Origin of the sequence: Nostoc sp. DedQUE12b, from assembly GCF_034530835.1 — a bacterium.
In the GTDB taxonomy this organism is placed as follows: domain Bacteria; phylum Cyanobacteriota; class Cyanobacteriia; order Cyanobacteriales; family Nostocaceae; genus Nostoc.
In genome coordinates, this window is the sequence record NZ_JAVRCI010000007.1 from 65,892 (window position 1) to 85,460 (window position 19,569).

General features: G+C 37.3%; 8 protein-coding genes. All 8 read right to left on the reverse strand.

Features of this window, described 5'->3' with window-relative positions; translation table 11 throughout:
* Positions 1–3 precede the first annotated feature (3 nt).
* On the reverse strand, positions 4–1,029 hold the full coding sequence (locus RMY16_RS05685) for a sucrase ferredoxin (protein ID WP_322735535.1): 1,026 nt from the start codon (positions 1,027–1,029) through the stop codon (positions 4–6).
* Positions 1,030–1,101: 72 nt separating this feature from the next.
* Positions 1,102–1,968, reverse strand: a complete 867-nt coding sequence (locus RMY16_RS05690; protein WP_322735536.1) for an SDR family NAD(P)-dependent oxidoreductase — start codon at positions 1,966–1,968, stop codon at positions 1,102–1,104.
* Positions 1,969–2,031: 63 nt separating this feature from the next.
* On the reverse strand, positions 2,032–3,408 hold the full coding sequence (locus RMY16_RS05695) for a cytochrome P450 (protein WP_322735537.1): 1,377 nt from the start codon (positions 3,406–3,408) through the stop codon (positions 2,032–2,034).
* Positions 3,408–7,520, reverse strand: a complete 4,113-nt coding sequence (locus RMY16_RS05700; protein ID WP_322735538.1) for an amino acid adenylation domain-containing protein — start codon at positions 7,518–7,520, stop codon at positions 3,408–3,410. Before RMY16_RS05700 ends, RMY16_RS05695 begins: the two co-directional genes overlap by 1 nt.
* A 151-nt stretch (positions 7,521–7,671) precedes the next feature.
* On the reverse strand, positions 7,672–8,427 hold the full coding sequence (locus tag RMY16_RS05705) for a class I SAM-dependent methyltransferase (RefSeq protein WP_322735539.1): 756 nt from the start codon (positions 8,425–8,427) through the stop codon (positions 7,672–7,674).
* Positions 8,428–8,471: 44 nt separating this feature from the next.
* Positions 8,472–13,079 carry a polyketide synthase gene (locus RMY16_RS05710; RefSeq protein WP_322735540.1) on the reverse strand — a complete coding sequence of 1,536 codons (4,608 nt, stop codon included), beginning with the start codon at positions 13,077–13,079 and terminating at the stop codon, positions 8,472–8,474.
* Positions 13,072–17,769, reverse strand: a complete 4,698-nt coding sequence (locus RMY16_RS05715) for a type I polyketide synthase (protein WP_322735541.1) — start codon at positions 17,767–17,769, stop codon at positions 13,072–13,074. Before RMY16_RS05715 ends, RMY16_RS05710 begins: the two co-directional genes overlap by 8 nt.
* A gap of 55 nt (positions 17,770–17,824) precedes the next feature.
* Positions 17,825–19,465 (reverse strand): pyridoxal-dependent aspartate 1-decarboxylase PanP, encoded by a 1,641-nt coding sequence (panP, locus tag RMY16_RS05720; protein WP_322735542.1) that lies wholly within the window; start codon positions 19,463–19,465, stop codon positions 17,825–17,827.
* Positions 19,466–19,569 lie beyond the last annotated feature (104 nt).

A 19,569-nucleotide genomic window follows, 5' to 3' on the forward strand; every position in this document is an offset into this window, starting at 1 on the left:
TGTTTAGTTAATCTTAACCAAATGGCTAACACAATACTGCTTTACTGCTTTTAATTCCATTTCTTTGGATGAGTTTAATGCACTCATCACCTCACTACAAACTTCAATTCTGGCTTCATAGGCACTTGTTTTGTCGCCATCAACAAAATCAATCCGAACTTCTGCCCAGTCAGGATTATTTCCTTGCGTAACTTCTTCCATCGTCAGTACTTTACCAGCTTTCAAATAATCTAACCAACTCCACCCAGACTGCATCCAAATTTCGCGCTCGGCAATTTGCTCAAATTCGCTTAAACCAGTCCATCCTCGGTAGTATTGACGCAATCCAGAAACTGAACCGTTTCGCTGCACTAGCAAATCTAATACATCTGCCTCTAAATGTCCCCACAAACATCCTTGAGGTAAATCAATTAGAGTAGGAGCAAACTGATGTCCGCCAAAATGAGTTGTTTGCCAGACTCTTAACTTTCCTTTAGAAGCAGGAGCATATTCTTTACGTAATTGTCGGTATATAGGATTGCCAAATCTGCCACAGGCAAGGTCTACTTGAGCATGGGTGCAAACCATAAGTTCGCGAATGTCACTTGTTTGTTGTTGATATTGCTGAAACTCTGATAAATCATTGGGTTGTTGCATTAACTGCTGGAATATTGCCGTTACTAAAGCAGCAGATTTTGTTTCTGGAATAATAAATTCTTGTTTCTCAAACTGAGAAAATAGCTTTGCAGGGCGATAGTAGTACAAGACACGGGTAAAGCCCGGATAAGAATACTCACGGTCAGGAGCAATTAGTATCGGTTTTAATTTGACCCCATGATTAAAACTTAATTCATGGAATAAACCCATCAACCCTCTAAGAGTTGGATTCTCCTCAAATATTTCTTGCGACCAAGGTTGGGGAATTTCCATTATTAACCAATGATCGCAAGTACCTGCTGTACCAATTGGATCTTCTCCATTAGTTTTAGAAACTAAGGAGCAAAAACGACAGTCTGTTATGAGTAATTCATGAGTATGTTGAGTTTGCATATTTACTCTACTCTGCTACAGATGTTATTAAAAAATCATGAAATAGCGACAAAATGCTAATCTCTATATTTTTCATATATCCTTATAAAGATTGTCATAAAAATACTGGTGCGGTACTAATCTTTTGTACAATGCATACAGCTTCAGCTCCCACGGTGATTGGACAACAAAATATTCTCTTTTGGGTTTCGGAGCTTGGAGAGCCTGCAATATTACTGCTGTAACTTTTTCAACTGGTAAACCTCCACTGCGATTTCCTTTTACGGAATCTTCCATACATTTTTTGAAATTTTTGCCATATATAGCTTTCATTTCGGTTGACATATTACCTAAAACTTTCTGGCAATCAGCTTCTACTTTGTCAGCCTGTTCTGGGGTAATTATTCCCGCTGGTAATATGGATAGTACTTCAATCCCACTGGAACGCAATTCAATTCGTAGAGTATCTGTAATTGCCTCAAGTGCAATTTTAGAAGTAGATAAAAGCCCTCTGTATGGTATCGCTAATCTACCACAAATTGCACTGATATTAATTATTCTACCTTTCACTTGTCGGAGCATTGGTAAAAAAGCTTGTGTGACTGCAATTTGACCGATAACATTTACTTCAAAATTCCATCTGATATCGTCTATTGGAATACATTCTAATGGCCCATCTACCCCAGTATATGCATTATTAATTAATGCAAATAATCCTTCATTACCGAGCGCCAATGAGACAAATTCTGAAGCTGATTTGATTTCTTGGGCTTTTGTGATGTCTATAATAATGGGTGTTAAATTTCCAGATGCAGCCTGCTTTAAAGATTCACCATCTTTTTCTGTGCGGACTCCCGCAAAAACTCGATATCCTTGCTTATCTAGTAAAAGCGCGGTTGCTCGACCGAGACCTGTGGATGCTCCAGTTATAACGACAGCACCTTTATTATTCTTTGTCATATCTACTTCCTCGATAATGAAATATATTTTTAGCTTGAAAAAAAAGGGTTATAAATCTGATGGCTAAAACGATCCAGAAACAAGTGGTTGTAGGTGTCCTTTATTTTGACGCAGACCATGCACGACCATTTTCACGCCGCTAGCCGGGTAACAAATCAAACCTCCAAATTTGGGGCGTTCTGGACGCTGACTTACTAGCTCTAACTCGTAACGTGAAAGAATGGTTGCTAATATCAATTTCATTTCAAATAGGGCAAAAGTTCCGCCAATACACACACGAGAACCACCACCAAATGGCAGAAATTCGTAGGGAGAATATTGTTTTTCTAAAAAGCGCTCTGGCTGAAATTCTTTTGGTTGTGAATATAAATCTTCACGCTGATGTGTCGAATAAATATTAGCAAGCAGTATTGTTCCGGGGTTCAACTCGTAGCCCATTACCTTGACTGGAGACTCTACCAATCTAGGAAAGGCAAATAACTGAGTTGGGTAAATTCGCAAAGCTTCATTACAAACAGCACTTAAGTATGGTAAGGCAAAAATGCTCATGGGATCTGGGTTTTCACCAAGACTGTCGAGTTCTGATAGTAGGCGCGATCGCACAGCAGGTAAACGATGAATCCAATACAAAGACCAAGCGATCGCAGTTCCCGAAGCATCACCAGCTGCAAATATGGGGGATAATAAGAGATCGCGTACTTCTTCATTGCTTAATGGTTGACCTGTCTCATCTTCAGCAAAGATCAGATCGGTAATCATATCAGCGTGTGAAAAATCTGCTTGCTTACGACGTTCTTCAACCTCAGTCAATAGCAATTGAAAAAGCTCTTGTCGAAGGTGAAGGAGATATCCTTGTGGACTCCATCGACCTAAATCTTTTTCTCCAAAAATATTCCTCAGAATTTTATCTATTGGTGATTGTCCATATCTCAGAATAGAAATAAACAAATGCTTGATTTTCTCAGAAAGCTTTCCTTCAGTTAAACCCATTACAACTTCTATACCCACTCGTAAGGTAATATCTTCAATTGTTGGGTATGCAACAAAAGGCTTTCCAAATGTCTGTTTACCGATAATCTTTTCTGTGAGTTCGCAGATACGTCGCCCACAGGCTTGCATCCGCGCTCCATGAAAAGCTTGCATTAACAATTTGCGTCGATTTTTGTGAATTAAACCATCAAGTTGGAGAACTCCTTGATTTCCTGTCATCAAGGCGAAACCCAAGTTCAATTCGCCCCTAGCTGTAATTTCTTTAGTGTTTGTGAAAATCTCCTTTATTGCTAAAGGATTACTGACATAAATTGTTGGCGTGGAACCAAACATTAGAGTAACTATATCACCATAATGTTTGGAAATAGCATCCATATAGTTAAAGGGATTGCTCTCAAATTTCAGAGCTATTAACCAAGCAGGAGTTTTCGGCCCTGGGGGTAGTTTCATCAGCTTCTTTTACTCCCATTATTATTTAGAAGGTATACAGCATTATCGATACAATCTTTTAGATATTTAGCTAATTCTTGAATATGAGGTTCAACGAAAATCGAAAAATGATCTCCGGGAACTTCAATAACTTGAATAGGTTGACTAGAACATTTACCCCAACCTAGCAAGGGGTCATTAGTATACCATTCGGGATTATCAAAATCATGAATTATTTCTTTGTTAGCTCGAAATAAAGTTATAGACTGAGGATACAGTTGAGGCATATAATTCCGCATAGCTTGAACATGCGCTTTAAAAAGTTTGTAATAACGGAGAAAATCTTCAATTTCTGCATCACTAAAGATGAAATTGCCTTTTTGATTAATTAAATTAAGTTGCTCAGTTAATGGCAAATCTCGAAGTTCTTCAAAAGGTACTGAAAAATCTATATCATTATCAGTTTTTATGGATTCAGCTATGCGAAGTAAAAATTTGGCATCATCATCGTCTGTAGTTTCAATGCGTGTTTCTGATAATATGGCATCGATAACAACCAATAAACCTACTGTTTGACCTTGTTTTTGTAATTGTTGCGCTATTTCAAAAGCTAGTACACCGCCGTAACAATGACCACCTAAAAGATAAGGGCCATTTGGCTGTATTTTACGGATTTCTTGTAGGTAGCGAGTTGCTGTTTCTTCTACGGAAATGACTTCTGGTTTTTCTTTTTCTAGAGTATCTTCTAAAGCATAAAGTGGATAATCTTCACCAAGCCTCTTGGATAAATTAAAGTATGGGCTAATATTTCCACCAGCGCCATGTATACAGAAGAAAGGTATTTTATTACCAGAAGAGTTAATTGCTACTAAATGAGAATTAGAAGCCTGACGGAATGGTTGACTAAGAATAGTCGCTAGTTTTTCAATTGTAGGATTTTCAAAAAGAGTAGACAGGGGTAGATTATGTCCAAATTTGTCTTGAATCTGAGCCATCAAGCGGACAGCCAAAAATGAATGACCGCCCAAGTCAAAAAAGTTGTCTATCACCCCGATAGGGCTAGTATTGAGAAGGTTTTCCCAAAGTTTTACTAAAGCTAATTCCGTAAAATTTCTGGGATGAACAAATGATTTATGACTATTGTATTGTGTAATTTCGTTATTTTGTAGTGCAAGTTTGTCTACTTTACCATTAGGTGTAAGTGCAAGTGTATCTACTACAACAAAAGTAGACGGTAGCATATAGTTAGGCAATTTTTGTTGTAATTCTGGCAACAATTGTGTAGTTATCTCTAGTTTATCTGTCACCAGATATGCAATCAAACGCTGATTTTGTTGAGCATCGTTCCTGGCAATTACAACCGATTGTTGTACATCTGGATGTTGCGCAATAACAGCCGCAACTTCACCTAATTCTACTCGAAAGCCTCTGATTTTTACTTGTTCATCATCTCGACCTAAATATTCAAGATTGCCATTTTTTATATATCGGACTAAATCGCCAGTTTTGTAAAGTTTGCTTCCTGGAATAAAGGGATTATTAATAAATCTTTCTTCAGCTAATTCTGAACGATGTAAATAACCTTTTGCCAATCCGTCACCACCAATATAAAGTTCACCAGCAACTCCTATCGGTGTTGGTTGTAAATCACGATTCAGCACATAAACCTGGGTATTATCAATCGGACGACCAATGGGTACACTGTTTGCTTGTTGCAATAAACTAGTGTCGTAGTAAGTGGCATTGGCGGAAACTTCCGATGACCCGTAAAGATTGATGAGTTTCGCAAATGGTATCAATTCTTGGAAAGTTTTAACTAACTTAACAGAAAGTGCTTCTCCGCTACTTATCCAAAGTTTTAGCTGTGATAACTTCTTGGCTAGTTGGCTATAATTATCAAGAAGCAAGCGTAGGAATGAAGGTACAAGTATGATCCGAGTGACTTTGTGATGCGCTAGAGTTTCTATAAATAATTGTGGGTCTAGTATAGTTGTATTGCTAATAATTACTGTAGGAATTCCTTGAAGTAAAGGAGCAAAAATTTCCCATACAGAATCTACAAAACTAATGGCTGTTTTCTGACAACAAACTTCTCCTTCGCTAAAAGGATAGGTTTTCCATAACCAGTGTAAGCCGTTGACTGTACCGCGATGAGTGCCAAGAACACCTTTAGGTATTCCAGTTGAACCAGAAGTGTAGATAATATAGGCGAGATTATCAAATGGAGAGATGTGGATAGGATTTTCCAAACTTTCTTGAGCAATTTCGTCTTTGTGGATATCTAAACAAACGATTTTACCCGAAGACAATGATAGTTTTTCTAATATCTCTTGGTTGCTAATTAACAGTGATGCTTGAGAATCAGAGAGCATAAAATTCAGACGCTCTACTGGATAACTTGGGTCAAGAGGAATATATGCACCGCCAGTTTTTAGAATAGCTATAATTCCCACTACCATATCTATGGAGCGTTCTAGACATAAAGCAACCAGAGTGTCTTTTTTTACACCCTGTTTTTGTAAATAATGTACAAGTTGATTAACTCTATGGTTAAGTTGACGATAAGTTAATTCTTCGGACTCGCTAATTAGTGCTAAAGAGTCAGGTGTAAGTTCAACTTGCTGCTCAAATAATTTATGCAGAGATGTATCTTGGGGATAATTTGCACGAGTTTGATTAAACTTAAATAATAGTTGCTCTTGCTCAGAAGCATTTAGTAGGGACAATTCACTGAGATGCTGCTCTGGATTTACAACGATATTTTCCAGCAGAGTCTCGAAGTTGCTGATAAGTTGGGTAATTGTTGTTGAATCAAAAATATCCGTATTGTACTCCAAACATCCTGTTAATCCCTCCTCGGATTCAGACATAGATAGGAAAATATCTAGTTGAGCAGTACCGCTGTCAAAGTCTAAAGCACGCAAGGTTAATCCAGACACTTCTTCCCCAGACGTTGGAGTATTTTGCAGGACAAACATAACCTCATAAAGTGGATTTCGACTTAAGTCGCGTTCGGGTTGTAATTCTTCTACAAGCATCTCAAAAGGCAAATCCTGATGTGCATAAGCATTGAGAGTCACTTCACGCACTCGATGTAAAAATTCGCGAAAACTGGGATTACCACTGAGGTTATTACGTAACACTAAAGTATTAACAAATAAACCTAACATCCCTTCTAATTCTGCACGGTTGCGGTTGGCAATTGGAGAACCAATTAAGATGTCTTCTTGGTCTGTGTAACGATATAATAATATGTTAAATGCTGCCAGCAAACTCATAAATAAAGTGGTATCTGTTTGCTGGCTTAATTGTCTGAGTGCATTAGTTAAAACGGTGGAAAATGTAAAGTATTGTTTTGCACCAGTGAAAGTAGTAACGTTAGGCCGCGGACGGTCTGTGGGTAATTGGAGTACAGGTAACTCACCCTTGAGTTGTTGTTTCCAATAATTTAATTGGGTTGTGAGGAATTCACCTTGGATGCGATCGCGCTGCCAAATGGTAAAATCTGCATACTGAATGGGGAGTTCAGGTAAGGGAGAGGGCTGATTTGTAGAGAAAGCAGCGTACAGTGTTGACAACTCCCGCAGGAACACACCACAAGACCATCCATCCGTGATAATGTGGTGCATGGTAACAAGCAAAACGTGTTCCTCTTCACTCAAGCGTACTAAAGTTGCTCTGACTAAAAGTCCTTTTGCTAAATTAAAAGCTTTTCTTGCTTCCTCTACTGCAATTTGTTTAACCTCTGATTCCCAATTTTTACCAGAAAAATGCTCAAAATTAATAATAGGTAAATCCCAATTTAATTGGGGTACAATCTCCTGTACTGGCTCTCCATTTACAAGTGTAAAATTTGTACGCCAAACTTCGTGACGGTTGAGGATTTCATTCAAACTTTGTTGAAAGACTGTAATATTTAGCTGTCCTTTAATATGAAAAGCAATAGGAATATTATAGAAAGAACTCCCGTGATAAAGTTGGTCAATAAACCATAGTCTTTGTTGGGAGAAAGATAAAGGAATAGTCTCAGAAAGTTGACGCTTGGGAATAGTATCGGCTTGAAACTTTCCTCCCTTCCATTTTTCTAAAAGGGCTTTTTTAGCGGGTGATAAATTCAAGTATTTTTTATCCATGATTTGCACCTATAGGCATCCTAAATCTTTCGTATTAAATTGTGTATGAACTATATAACAGTCCAATTCATAACATATCTAATTTTAGATGTGTGTAACCTTATGATTTATCTGAAGACATATATCTCATCTCTACATTTATAATTGCACTTTATATTGCTTTCTTTTGACAAACAAAGCAAGCCATACTATTATCGTCAGAACCAAAATCTTTGAGTTTGTAATGACTAATATCTTTAAAACCAGCTTTTTCTAGGCTTGATTGCACGTCTGCTAAAAAGAAATCTTTTCTGAACCAAGTAGTATCTGAACGGTTCCAAATATTTTCTATTAACTCAAATCCAGTAACCTTAATTTCCCAAATTCTTTCTTCTGGTTTATAGTGGAATATTTCAATCAGCGCACATTCCTGATTAACATTAACATGGTCAAAAATTGGTGGAGCAATTTCATGGAACCAATCTGTTATGGGTATAGTAAATACAAATAATCCATTATCTCGCAGTGCTGCATAGACGTTTTTGAAAACAGATGTTAATTCTTCAATGTTTAAGATAAATAGTAGAACAACATGCGATAAAACGGCATCAAAAGTAGGTGGTAGTTCAAATTGACGTATGTCATTAAGGATAAAATTACTCTTAGGTGCGTTGATTCTGGCATAACGCAACAGTTCCTTAGAAGCATCAAGTCCAGTTATTTGATACCCTTTAAGATGAAGTTGTTGTACCAATTTTCCTGAACCACAACCAAGGTCGAGAATATCTGCTTCTTTAGGAATATGTTGTAGCATTAAGTTTTCTAAAATAGGTATTATACCTGCTAGTATTTCTTCATCTGTACTCTTTAATTCGTTCTGCATCCGAGCAAAAGCTTCATAATCTGGGATAGGGCTGAGTAGAGACATAAACTATTTTTCCTATTTGCAAATAAAGGTTGAAAATTGAATAATTATTGTGGCAGATTAGCTAAAAAAGATTCTACTTCTTTGTCAGATAACTCCTCAATTTTTTCCAACAGAAGTTGCTCAATCATTTCTGCTTGCTTAACTGGTATCATTGCTTCCAATAAAAGGTTACGTAGTGGTAAATCTACAGGAAACTTTGCTCGCAATCGAGAAACTAGTTGAGTTGCAATAATAGAGTCTCCTCCTAACTCATAAAAGTTGTCGTAAATACCCACTTGTGCAATTCCGAGTACCTCTTGCCATATTTGGGTAACTTGTTTTTCCAACTCATTTATTGGAGCGATATATGAATTACTAAGATTAGGTCTGGCGTAGTGTGAGGATAAGTCTACTTGAGAGGAAGATTGTAAATCTGGTACAGAATCTAAATTAAATGTGCGCTCCCACCTAGCTTTTATATCTATCGTAGAAACAACAACCTGAGTTCCTTTATCTAGAGATAATATTCGTTTAAATACTTCGACAACTTCTGTTGGAGTAATGGCTAATTCTACTCCGAATGCTTGTTCAAGTGTTTTTTGGTCTTGAGGTGTATTGAGTTGTATTTTGTCGCAGTTTACAACGTACCACGGCAAAGAATGATTTCGGTTGTGTCGGCTGGTAAAGGTATCTATGAAATGATTAGCTGCTGAATATAAACTTAACCCAAATCCTCCTAAAATAGAAGATAAAGAAGAGAATGCAATACAGAAATCTAATTCTTTATTCTTTAAGACTTGTTCTAATACAGTAATTTGGCGATGTTGAGAGTCAAATAAATTTCCTAATTCTATCTTACCAATTTCTGGAATTGAACTAAATATATTTTCACGCTTTATTCCAGTCGAATAAATAACCCCGTGAATTTTACCAATACTCTCAGGTGCAAGACTATCCTGCATTTGTTCATAGTTAGTTTTATCTGCACCCAAGACCAAAATTTCTGCACCCAACTCAGCCAATGCTTGCACTTTTTGGATTTTGCAGCTAACTTCATCTTCTGGCGTGTGAGTTTCCAGCCATTGTAAATATTCATCTTTTTCTGGAAAAGCAAAATCTTCGATAAATATCAGTTTGGCTTGTAGAGATTTTGCTAAATATTCTGCAAGTACAACTTCAATAGTTTCTAACCCACCAGGAAAAAGGTAAACACCCTGTTTCCTCAACGGTATTTTTTCTTCAACTACTGACTCTAAGCAAACTGGCTCAAATGTTTGTACCCAACGGTAGGAACCACGATAAGCAATAACTAAATCTGAAGATACATTTGTTAACTCACATAAAAGTTGGTCAATAATACTTTTATCATTTTTTTCTTCTCCATATTGTTGGTTTTTGAAGGCAATATCAATACACTTACAGTTAATATTAGGATATTCTTGAGTAATCACTTTACACAAACCTAATATTGTAGACTTTTCTGGGTTTAGTTTTTCATGCCCATTTACCTCTTGAATATTGTTTGATATGACATAAAGTTGTAATTGATCGCTAATTTCTAGTTTACTAAGAGTCTGCATTAAAAACAACAAACTGTTAAATTCTAAATAATCCTCTTTTTGCCTATTTTCAAGATTACTGATGCTCCATAAATAAGCAATATTTTGAGGGTTTTTTCCTATTAATATTAATTCTTTAAAAAGAGTATTGTAGTCTTCATTTATATATGGGTTAATTGTATAAACAGCCTGACTTATTTTACTAAATTTGTCCCCTATTTTAACCAAAATAGCATTTTTGAATGCATTAATTAGTTTATCACCAACATCACACTCATCAACAAAAAACAGCCATTGGTTCTGTGTACTTTCTATTTCATAAGAGGATGAATGAGGCCGCAAAGAGCGTTTCCATGAAGGAATATAAAACCAGTTAGCAATATCTTGTTTATTATCTAATATTCCTAACTGGCTACTTAAAGAAGGTGATGAAGATTTAGCATCAATCCAGTATCTTTGTCGTTCAAAAGGGTAAGTGGGCAAGGGTAAACGATGACGCCGTTCGTGAGTATAAAATTCTGACCAATCTATTTCTACACCAGAAAGCCATAACCTACCTAATGTTTGCAACAACCAAGCAACGTCGGATTGTTCTTCTTTGATATGACGTAATGAACTCACTACTTGCTGTTTAGCATTTTTATCTAAATGCTGTGTCGTTAATGTACTTAAAGTTCGTCCTGGTCCCACCTCTAGAAAAACACCTTCAAACTGGTTTAACAGTAGAGATATACCATCAGAAAATCTCACAGTTTGTCGTAGATGTTGGCTCCAATAACTGGGATTTGTAGCTTGTTCATTGGTAATCCAACTACCAGTTACATTGGAAATAAAGCGTATCCGAGGTGGACTAAGCTTCACTTGTTTTAAAGTTTGGATAAATGCTTCTAATATTGGTGACATCATCGCAGAATGAAACGCATGAGATGTATGCAACAGCCGACATTCAACTCCTTGAGAATATAATTGGTTTTTTAAGGCAGAAATTGCTTCGTTAGTTCCAGAAACAACACAGGAAGATGGGCTGTTAATCGCTGCGATTTGTAGAGAATTATTATCCAACTTCTCTGATTCCAACAACAACCGTAAATCTTTTTCTGGAAGTTTAATTGCCAGCATACTTCCTGATGCTAACCGTTGCATCATTTGTCCTCTTTTTGCCACAATTACTAACGCATCTTCTAGAGAAAAAACACCTGCAATTGTGGCTGCTACATATTCCCCAATGCTGTGACCAATCATCGCCGCAGGTAGCACACCCCAAGACATGAATAACTGAGCTAAGGCGTACTCAATGACAAATAATGCTGGTTGGGTGAGCGCTGTTTGTTGTAGTTGTTGGGTAGCTGCTTCAATTTGTTCTTGTTGTGGAAAGAGTAGATGACGGATATCAAGATTGAGTTGGGGTTGCAAAATAACAGCGCAAGTATCTATATATTTTTTAAATGTCGGTTCAGTTTCGTATAATTCCCTTCCCATGTTTGCATATTGCGCCCCTTGTCCAGAAAACATGAAGATGACTGGACAATGATTTGACTGGCGCTGATAAGTAAAAATACGTTGTGGATCGAAAGAAGTTAGCGTTTTTACTGCATCACCCACACCTTGACAAACTAGTATGCGGCGATAGTCAAAACCCCGACGACCTACTTGTAGGGTGTAAGCAACATCAGGTAAGCTAATATTTGGATTTTGCTCCAAGTAAGTATATAGTTGGGCTGTTGCAGTTTCCAGAGCCGTGCTGGTTTTGGCTGAAAGCAGTAACAATTGCCAAGGACGGGAAGCGCTAGAAGCTTCAATTACTGGAGCTTCTTCTAAAATTACATGGGCATTAGTCCCGCCAATGCCGAAAGAACTTACACCTGCTCTTTTGGGTGTAGAATTGGTTTGCCAGTCTGATAATTTCGTGTTGACGTAAAAAGGGCTATTGGCAAAGTCTATCTCTGGGTTGGGTTGTTGAAAGTGTAAACTAGGAGGTATTTTTTTATACTTTAACGCCAAGACCGTTTTGATTAATCCTGCCACACCCGATGCTGTATTTAAATGTCCAACATTGGTTTTTACTGATGCAATCGCGCAAAATCCCTTTTCTTGAGTCCGTGCAAATACTTTTTTCAAGGCACTAATTTCAATCGGATCTCCCAATTGCGTACCAGTTCCATGAGTTTCGATGTAAGTGATTGTTTCAGGAGTAACGCCGGCGATCGCCTGAGCCTCAGCAATCACCTCAGCTTGACCACTCACACTAGGAGCCGTATATCCCACTTTTGCTGCACCATCATTATTAATGGCTGAACCTTTAATTACTGCATGAATGCAATCACCATCTGCTAAAGCATCTTCTAATCTTTTGAGAACAACAAGACCGACTCCATTCCCGAAAATAGTTCCTTGGGAACTAGCATCAAAGGCTCGACAGTGACCATCGGGAGAAGTGATACCTCCTTCTTGATAAAAATAACCTTCTTTTTGCAGAGATTCAATACAAATACCACCAGCTAAAGCCATGTCGCACTCATAATTTAGCAATCCTTGACACGCTGAGTGAACGGCTACCAATGATGTAGAACAAGAAGTTTGAATATTGATACTTGGCCCTTTAAGGTTCAATTTATATGAAACTCGTGTAGCGGCGAAATCCTGACTATTGCCATATATAATCGGAAGACCCATCGATTCAATTAGGTCAGGGTGGGAACTTAAATTTCTCAGAAAGTAAGAACTCATATTGGTTCCCACATAAACACCAGTCAAGCCTTTGCCTGAAGCAGGTTCATAACCAGCATTTTCCAATGCTTCCCAAGCACATTCGATAAGAATACGATGCTGAGGATCTATAGTTTCAGCTTCCCTTGGCGATAAATCAAAAAAAGAAGCGTCAAACATCTCAATATCTGACAAAATAGCACCAGCTTTTACATATTGAGGATTACTCAGCCATGTTGGATCTATGCCTGAAGCCTCTAATTCCTCATCACTAAAGAAAGAAATTGACTCTCGTCCCTCGCACAAATTTTGCCAAAATTCATCAACATTTTTGGCTCCTGGAAAACGACCAACTATACCGATGACAGCTATGCCTTTAGTAGAATCGTCTATTTGTTGATTAGACATCTATTTTTCTCCTTTGCTTCATTAATTGTCGCTTTTCCTGCATAGCTGCTTCTTTTCTGCTAGCACGGTTATCAGCTTGTTGAAATATCGTTTCTTCAATCTGCTTTCCACCGATATATTCAGCTAAAGTACTTACTGTCGAATATTCAAATAAATCAGCAATTGATAAATTTTTGTTTAATGTTTTTATGATTTTACTGCGAACCTGAATTATTAATAAAGAATCTCCTCCTAATTCAAAAAAATTATCATGAAGACCTACATTTTTTATTCCCAGAATCTCTTGCCAAATATTGGCAATTTTTTGTTCAATCTCATTGCTAGGAACAATGTAAGGATTCTGTAAATCCGGTCTCGAATATAGTAAAAAATTGTTTTGCTTGCTCTCGCTTTCTTGTTGCAATGATTCGAGCTTTACCCATTGTTTAATTCTAGCTTGAAGTTCTCCAGTGGAAACAACTATGTGATTAAGTGCAGCACAATTTAAAATTCTTTCAAAAGCTTTGACCCCTTCTTCCGATTTAATCGTCAATTCAGTCAAATTTGCATCTAAATCTGTATTTTGCTCATTTTCATTTATGTTTTCTATTTGCCAGCCATCCCAACTTATGCTACTCCATGAAAGAGGATAATTTTGATTATGCTGCTGTACAAAAGTATCCATAAAGTTATTAGCTGCTGAGTAGGCAACAAATCTTAATCCTCCTAAAACCGAGGATAATGAAGATAGCAGTAAACAAAAATCAATCTCTATATTTTCTAAAAGCTTTTCTAAGGTTAAAAGTCCATATATTTTGGGTTTAAATTGATGTTCGCAATCAAGCTGACTGATATTTTCAATTGATTCAAAAGATTTACCTTGAACAACTCCAGCCGCATGAATAACACCATTTAGTTGACCAAATTGCTGTTGAGCTTGATCAATAGCATTTTGCATTTGTTGTATCTTGCTCACATCAGCACTCACCACTAAAACTTCTGCACCTAAATGTTCTAGTTCCTGAACTTTACGAATTTTATAACTAGTACTATCAGTTTCATCATGAGTATTAAGCCATTGTTCCCATTCGTCTTTTTTAGGTAAAGCAGAACGTCCCGTCAACAGTAACTTTGCTTGTACAGTTCGAGCCAAGTATTCTGCCAAAACAAGTCCAATACTACCGAGTCCGCCTGTAATTAAATAGACTCCTTTTTCTCTGAGTCGAGGCTTTTCGATTTTAGTTTTCTCAAGGCGCACTGGCTCAAAAGTTTGCACCCAACGATTCAAACTTCTATAAGCAATGAATTTTTCAGAATCGGTAACTTTCAATTCTGCCAGCAATTGTTCTAGAAGTTTTTCTTCTTGCCAACTTCCGTATTCTGGAAGTATAACATCAATACTCCGACAGTTTATATTTGAATATTCTTGAGAGATAACTTTAATTGGGCCAAGTAAAGTGGCTTTCTCTGGAGAAATAACTTCATTTCCTGTCACTGCCTGTAGATCGTTAGAAATAACCGTGATTTCAAAACCTTCAGTATTGTCTTGTCTTCCCAGAGCTTGGGCAAGAAATAGGAGACTATAAAATCCTATCGTTTGAGCTTGATTAACTTTTTCAATTTCTAATTTGTGGTTATTGCTCGGTGTGACATTCCATAAATGTATAATTCTTTTTGGTAATTTTTCTTGTTTAAATATTTCCTGTATGAGAATATCATAATCATGATTAATTTGAGGATTTATAGTATATTTAAATTCACTTTTCTTAGTAAAATTATCACCAATCTTTACAGTAATTACATCCTGGTTTTGTTTTTCTAATTCGTTTACTAATTTGATACCAAATCCACATTCATCCACAAACACCAAAACGCTGGATTTCTGAGATAAGGATTCTTGATGTTGGAGTGGTAGTGGAGCTAAAGAAGGCTTCCAAAAAGGAATATAAAACCAGTCAGCTATATCAGCTTTTTTAGTCAGTGATACTGGAGCGCGTAAGCGTCGTCGGTCGTAGGCATCGCTATTTTGTTCTGGCTTTTGAGGCTCAATCCAATATCTTTGTCGTTCAAAGGGGTAGGTGGGTAAAGGTAGACGATGACGGAATTCGTGAGTATAAAATCTTGACCAATCGATATCTACACCAGAAAGCCACAACCGACTTAATGTTTGCAACAACAAGTTACTATCTGATACTTGTTCTTTAACATGGCGTAAAGAAGTCAGCACCACCTGTTTAGCACTTCTATCTAAATGTTGTTTTGTGAGTGTACTTAAAGTATGTCCCGGCCCAACCTCCAGAAAAATCCCTTCAAACTGCTGTATCAATTGGCATATACCATCTGAAAATCTCACAGTTTGTCGTAAATGCTGCCCCCAATAACTGGGATTTGTAGCTTGTTCATTGGTAATCCAACTACCAGTTACATTAGAAATAAAGCGTATCTGAGGTGGATTCAGTTGAAATTTACTTACCCACTGCACAAACTCCTCTAATATTGGTGACATCATCGCAGAATGGAACGCATGAGATGTATGCAACAGACGACATTCAACTTCTTGAGAGGATAATTGTTTTTGTAGTGTAGTAACTGCCTCGTTTGTTCCAGAAACAACACATGAAGATGGGCTATTAATAACTGCTAGTTCTAGAGAATCTTTATACAATGCCTCTGTTTTTAAGAGTAACTGTACGTCTTTTTCTGGAAGTCTAATTGCCAGCATACTTCCTGTGGATAATTGTTGCATCATTAGTCCTCTTTTTGCCATAATTGCTAGGGCATCTTCTAAAGAGAATACACCTGCTACAGTTGCTGCAACATATTCCCCAATGCTGTGACCAATCATTGCTTCTGGACGTATCCCCCATTCCATGAATAATTGAGCGAGGGCATATTCAATGACAAATAATGCACTTTGGGTAAAAGCTGTTTGTTGTATTTGAAAAGAAGCACTTTCAACATCTTGTTCCCTGGGATAAAGTAGGCGACGAATATCAACACCAAGGTAAGGTTGCAATATAACAGCGCAATTATCTATATGTTGTTTAAATGTTGCTTCCCTTTCGTATAATTCCTTTGCCATATTTACATATTGCGCCCCTTGCCCTGAAAACATGAAGACGACTGGGCAGTGACTAGGCTTGTAATAGTTAGTAAAAACACGTTGTGGGTCGAGGTCAGCTAGCGCTTTAACTGCATCTTCAAGATCGCGACAAAGGACTATGCGACGATGATTAAAAGCTTGACGACCCACTTGTAGGGTGTATGCAACATCAGGTAGCTTAATCTCAGAATTTTGCTGCAAATGGGCACTCAGTTGTGCTGTTGCAGTTTCTAAAGCCGTGCTGGTTTTGGCTGAGAGAACTAACAACTGCCAAGGACGCGAGGAACTCGAAGCAGGAATTACTGGAGCTTCTTCTAAAATCACATGGGCATTAGTCCCGCCAATACCAAAAGAACTTACACCTGCTCTGCGAGGTGTATCATTAGTTTGCCACTTTGATAATTTGGTGTTGACGTAAAACGGGCTGTTAGTAAAGTCTATTTGTGGATTTGGCTCCTGAAAGTGCAAGCTAGGAGGTATTTGTTGATGTTTTAATGCCAGGACTGTTTTAATTAATCCTGTCACACCTGCTGCTGTATCCAAATGCCCAATATTAGTCTTAACTGAACCAATAGCACAAAAACCTTTTTTATTTGTGCTAGCACGAAAAGCTTGTGTGAGAGCCTTAATTTCAATCGGGTCTCCTAAAATAGTTCCTGTACCATGCGCTTCTACATAAGTAATAGTCTCAGGCTCAACTCCAGCTAAGGCTAAAGCTTCTAAAATTACTTCCCTTTGACCATCAACACTAGGGGCTGTATATCCAACTTTTAAAGAACCATCGTTATTGACAGATGAACCCTTGATTACTGCATGAATAAAATCACCATCAGCAATAGCATCTTCTAATCTTTTCAATACCACTACACCTAAACCATTGCCACCATTAGTTCCTTTGGCTTGAGCGTCAAAAGCTCGGCAATGACCATCAGGAGAGTGAATTCCTCCTTGCTGATAGTGATAACCAGTTTTTTGCAACGCTCCAACAGTAACACCCCCTGCTAAAACAATATCACTTTCACCATTGAGCAAACTTTGGCAAGCTAAATGCACAGCAACCAATGATGTAGAACAGGCAGTTTGAACGTTGATACTTGGCCCTCTCAAGTTCAATTTGTAAGAAACTTGCGTAGGTAAAAAGTCTTTGTCGTTTCCAATCAAAATTTGGTGGCTGTCTACCGATTCCATCAAATCTCGATTTGAATATAAGTTTGAAAGTAGGTATGTACTTGCAGCGACACCGGCGAAAACACCTATTTGACCGCTATAAGTTTCTGAGTTATAGCCAGCATTTTCTAAAGCTTCCCAAACACATTCTAGAAAAAGCCGATGCTGTGGATCTGTAATCTCAGCTTCTCTGGGAGAAAAGCCAAAAAATGCAGCATCAAATAAATCTATATTTTCTAATATACCGCTTGCTTTCACATAATTTGGATCGTTAAGCAATGACGGATCTACCCCAGTAGATATTAGTTCCTCATCTGTGAAAAAAGAAATTGACTCTACACCATTGCGTAGGTTTTCCCAAAATCTATCAACTTTATTTGCTCCAGGAAAACGACCTGCAATACCAATAATAGCAATTTCGTCTTTATCTGCTATATCCATAAGTAAAAGCCCGAACCTAAATATTTTTGGTCAACATCAAAGTATTGAATGAAAATTATTTAATTGAAATTTCAGAAGCAATCTGAACCTGATCGTTTAAAACTGCGTCAATATCTTCTTCAGTAGTTAATGGATTGGCAATGACAGCACGCATGGCAATCACAGTAATTTCTTTATCAAACTTTATACTATTTTTTGTAGTTCGTGAGATAAAAGTGCGACCAATATGACGCTGCATTTTTTGTAAATGCTCATTAAAATTATTAACAATTTCATTATCTTTTTCTGTTAACTGCTTATTGGCAATAGCTTCTCTAAATTTCTCTGGGACATACCGATAAATCAACAAATTGGTATCAGGCTCTGCCAACAATTCAAATTCAGGCATAGCTGAAATACGAGCAGCCATGTATTGAGTTTTTCTGATTCCTTCATCAATTAAAAACTCATATCCCTTAAGCCCAATTAGCTTTAAACCAGCGTGTAAAAATAAAGCCATGCCAGGTCGAGAACCTTCCAAAGCACGTTTACCTAAATCAAACGATCCCTTACGCATGGTATAACTAGCCTGTTTTTCTATTGAAGAAGCTAGATAAGGATCGCGGAAAAAGACCATACCAATACCCATTGGTAAATACAATTGTTTATGTCCATCAATGGTTACTGAATCAGCTTTTTCAATACCAGCAAGCTTATGTTGATGTTTTCTAGAAAAGATAACTGGTCCACCCCAAGCAGCATCTACATGAAAATGTATATTATTTTCTTGAGCGATCTCCGCAATATCTTCTAAGGGATCGACACTACCAGAATCTGTAGTTCCAGCAATGCCAACAATGGCTATAATATGTAAGTTTTGTTCACGGCATTCTGCAACAGCTTGACGTAGTGCTTGTATGTTAACTCGATTGTTAGGGTCAACGCTTACTCTAATCAAATTTTGGGTACTAATTCCCATCAAATCTGCAACTTTATCAAAGGAAAAATGCATCAGTTCGGAGCCAATCACAACTGCTCCTTTGTAGCCATAAAAATTTAAAGCTGCTGTTAAACCTTCTTTTTCTACGCCTAAAAAGTCATTTTTTGCTCCCAAAGATTTATTTCGGGCGCACCACAGTGCTGTGATATTAGCTGTTGTACCACCAGAAGTTAAAATTCCTAATGTACTCTGATTATTTTGAATATGCTGAGTATAAAAATTATCAGAAAAACTATAAATTTGTCGATGCATCATTGCTAAAGCTTCACGCTCATAAAAGCTCAAAGCTTTAGCAGTCTCTATTTTGACAGCGTTTTGATTCATTGCTGTCATTAGTTTAGCTATAGGTCGTACAAAAGAAGGAAGTGCTGAGGTCATGTGACCGATAAATTGTGGCGAAGATGTATGTATAGAGTGGGAAATAACGTTATCGCCTAAGTACTGGAAATAGCTTTCAAAATCAGTAGGTTCTAAAGGTATTTTACTTTCTGTGAAATTGTTAATTATCAAGTCAATTTCAATATTAGTATTTACATTTTTTGTAATTAAAAAATCTTCAGTGAAATCATTAACTATCTCATCTATCTGGGTTTCAGTAGATTTCCCTAGAGTAGGTACAAACATTTCTTTTACATACTCACCAATTTCCGAATTTAATATCCGCTCAGTTTGAGAAAAGCTATTTGTAGATAATAAACTTCTTTCACTTAATGTCATTTTGTCTCCTACAATAGGTAAATTTTGTGCTGCACGATCGCTCGTCTTTAGGACTTAAGCAAAAACCTCTGATCCTTGTTCTCTACGTCGTCTATGATTATTTT

Coding starts and splice junctions, on each gene's coding strand:
- RMY16_RS05690 (WP_322735536.1), bottom strand. CDS start 1,968: ATGACAAAGAATAATAAAGGTGCTGTCGTTATAACTGGAGCATCCACA.
- RMY16_RS05700 (WP_322735538.1), bottom strand. CDS start 7,520: ATGGATAAAAAATACTTGAATTTATCACCCGCTAAAAAAGCCCTTTTA.
- RMY16_RS05685 (WP_322735535.1), bottom strand. CDS start 1,029: ATGCAAACTCAACATACTCATGAATTACTCATAACAGACTGTCGTTTT.
- RMY16_RS05710 (WP_322735540.1), bottom strand. CDS start 13,079: ATGTCTAATCAACAAATAGACGATTCTACTAAAGGCATAGCTGTCATC.
- RMY16_RS05715 (WP_322735541.1), bottom strand. CDS start 17,769: ATGGATATAGCAGATAAAGACGAAATTGCTATTATTGGTATTGCAGGT.
- RMY16_RS05695 (WP_322735537.1), bottom strand. CDS start 3,408: ATGAAACTACCCCCAGGGCCGAAAACTCCTGCTTGGTTAATAGCTCTG.
- RMY16_RS05705 (WP_322735539.1), bottom strand. CDS start 8,427: ATGTCTCTACTCAGCCCTATCCCAGATTATGAAGCTTTTGCTCGGATG.
- panP (WP_322735542.1), bottom strand. CDS start 19,465: ATGACATTAAGTGAAAGAAGTTTATTATCTACAAATAGCTTTTCTCAA.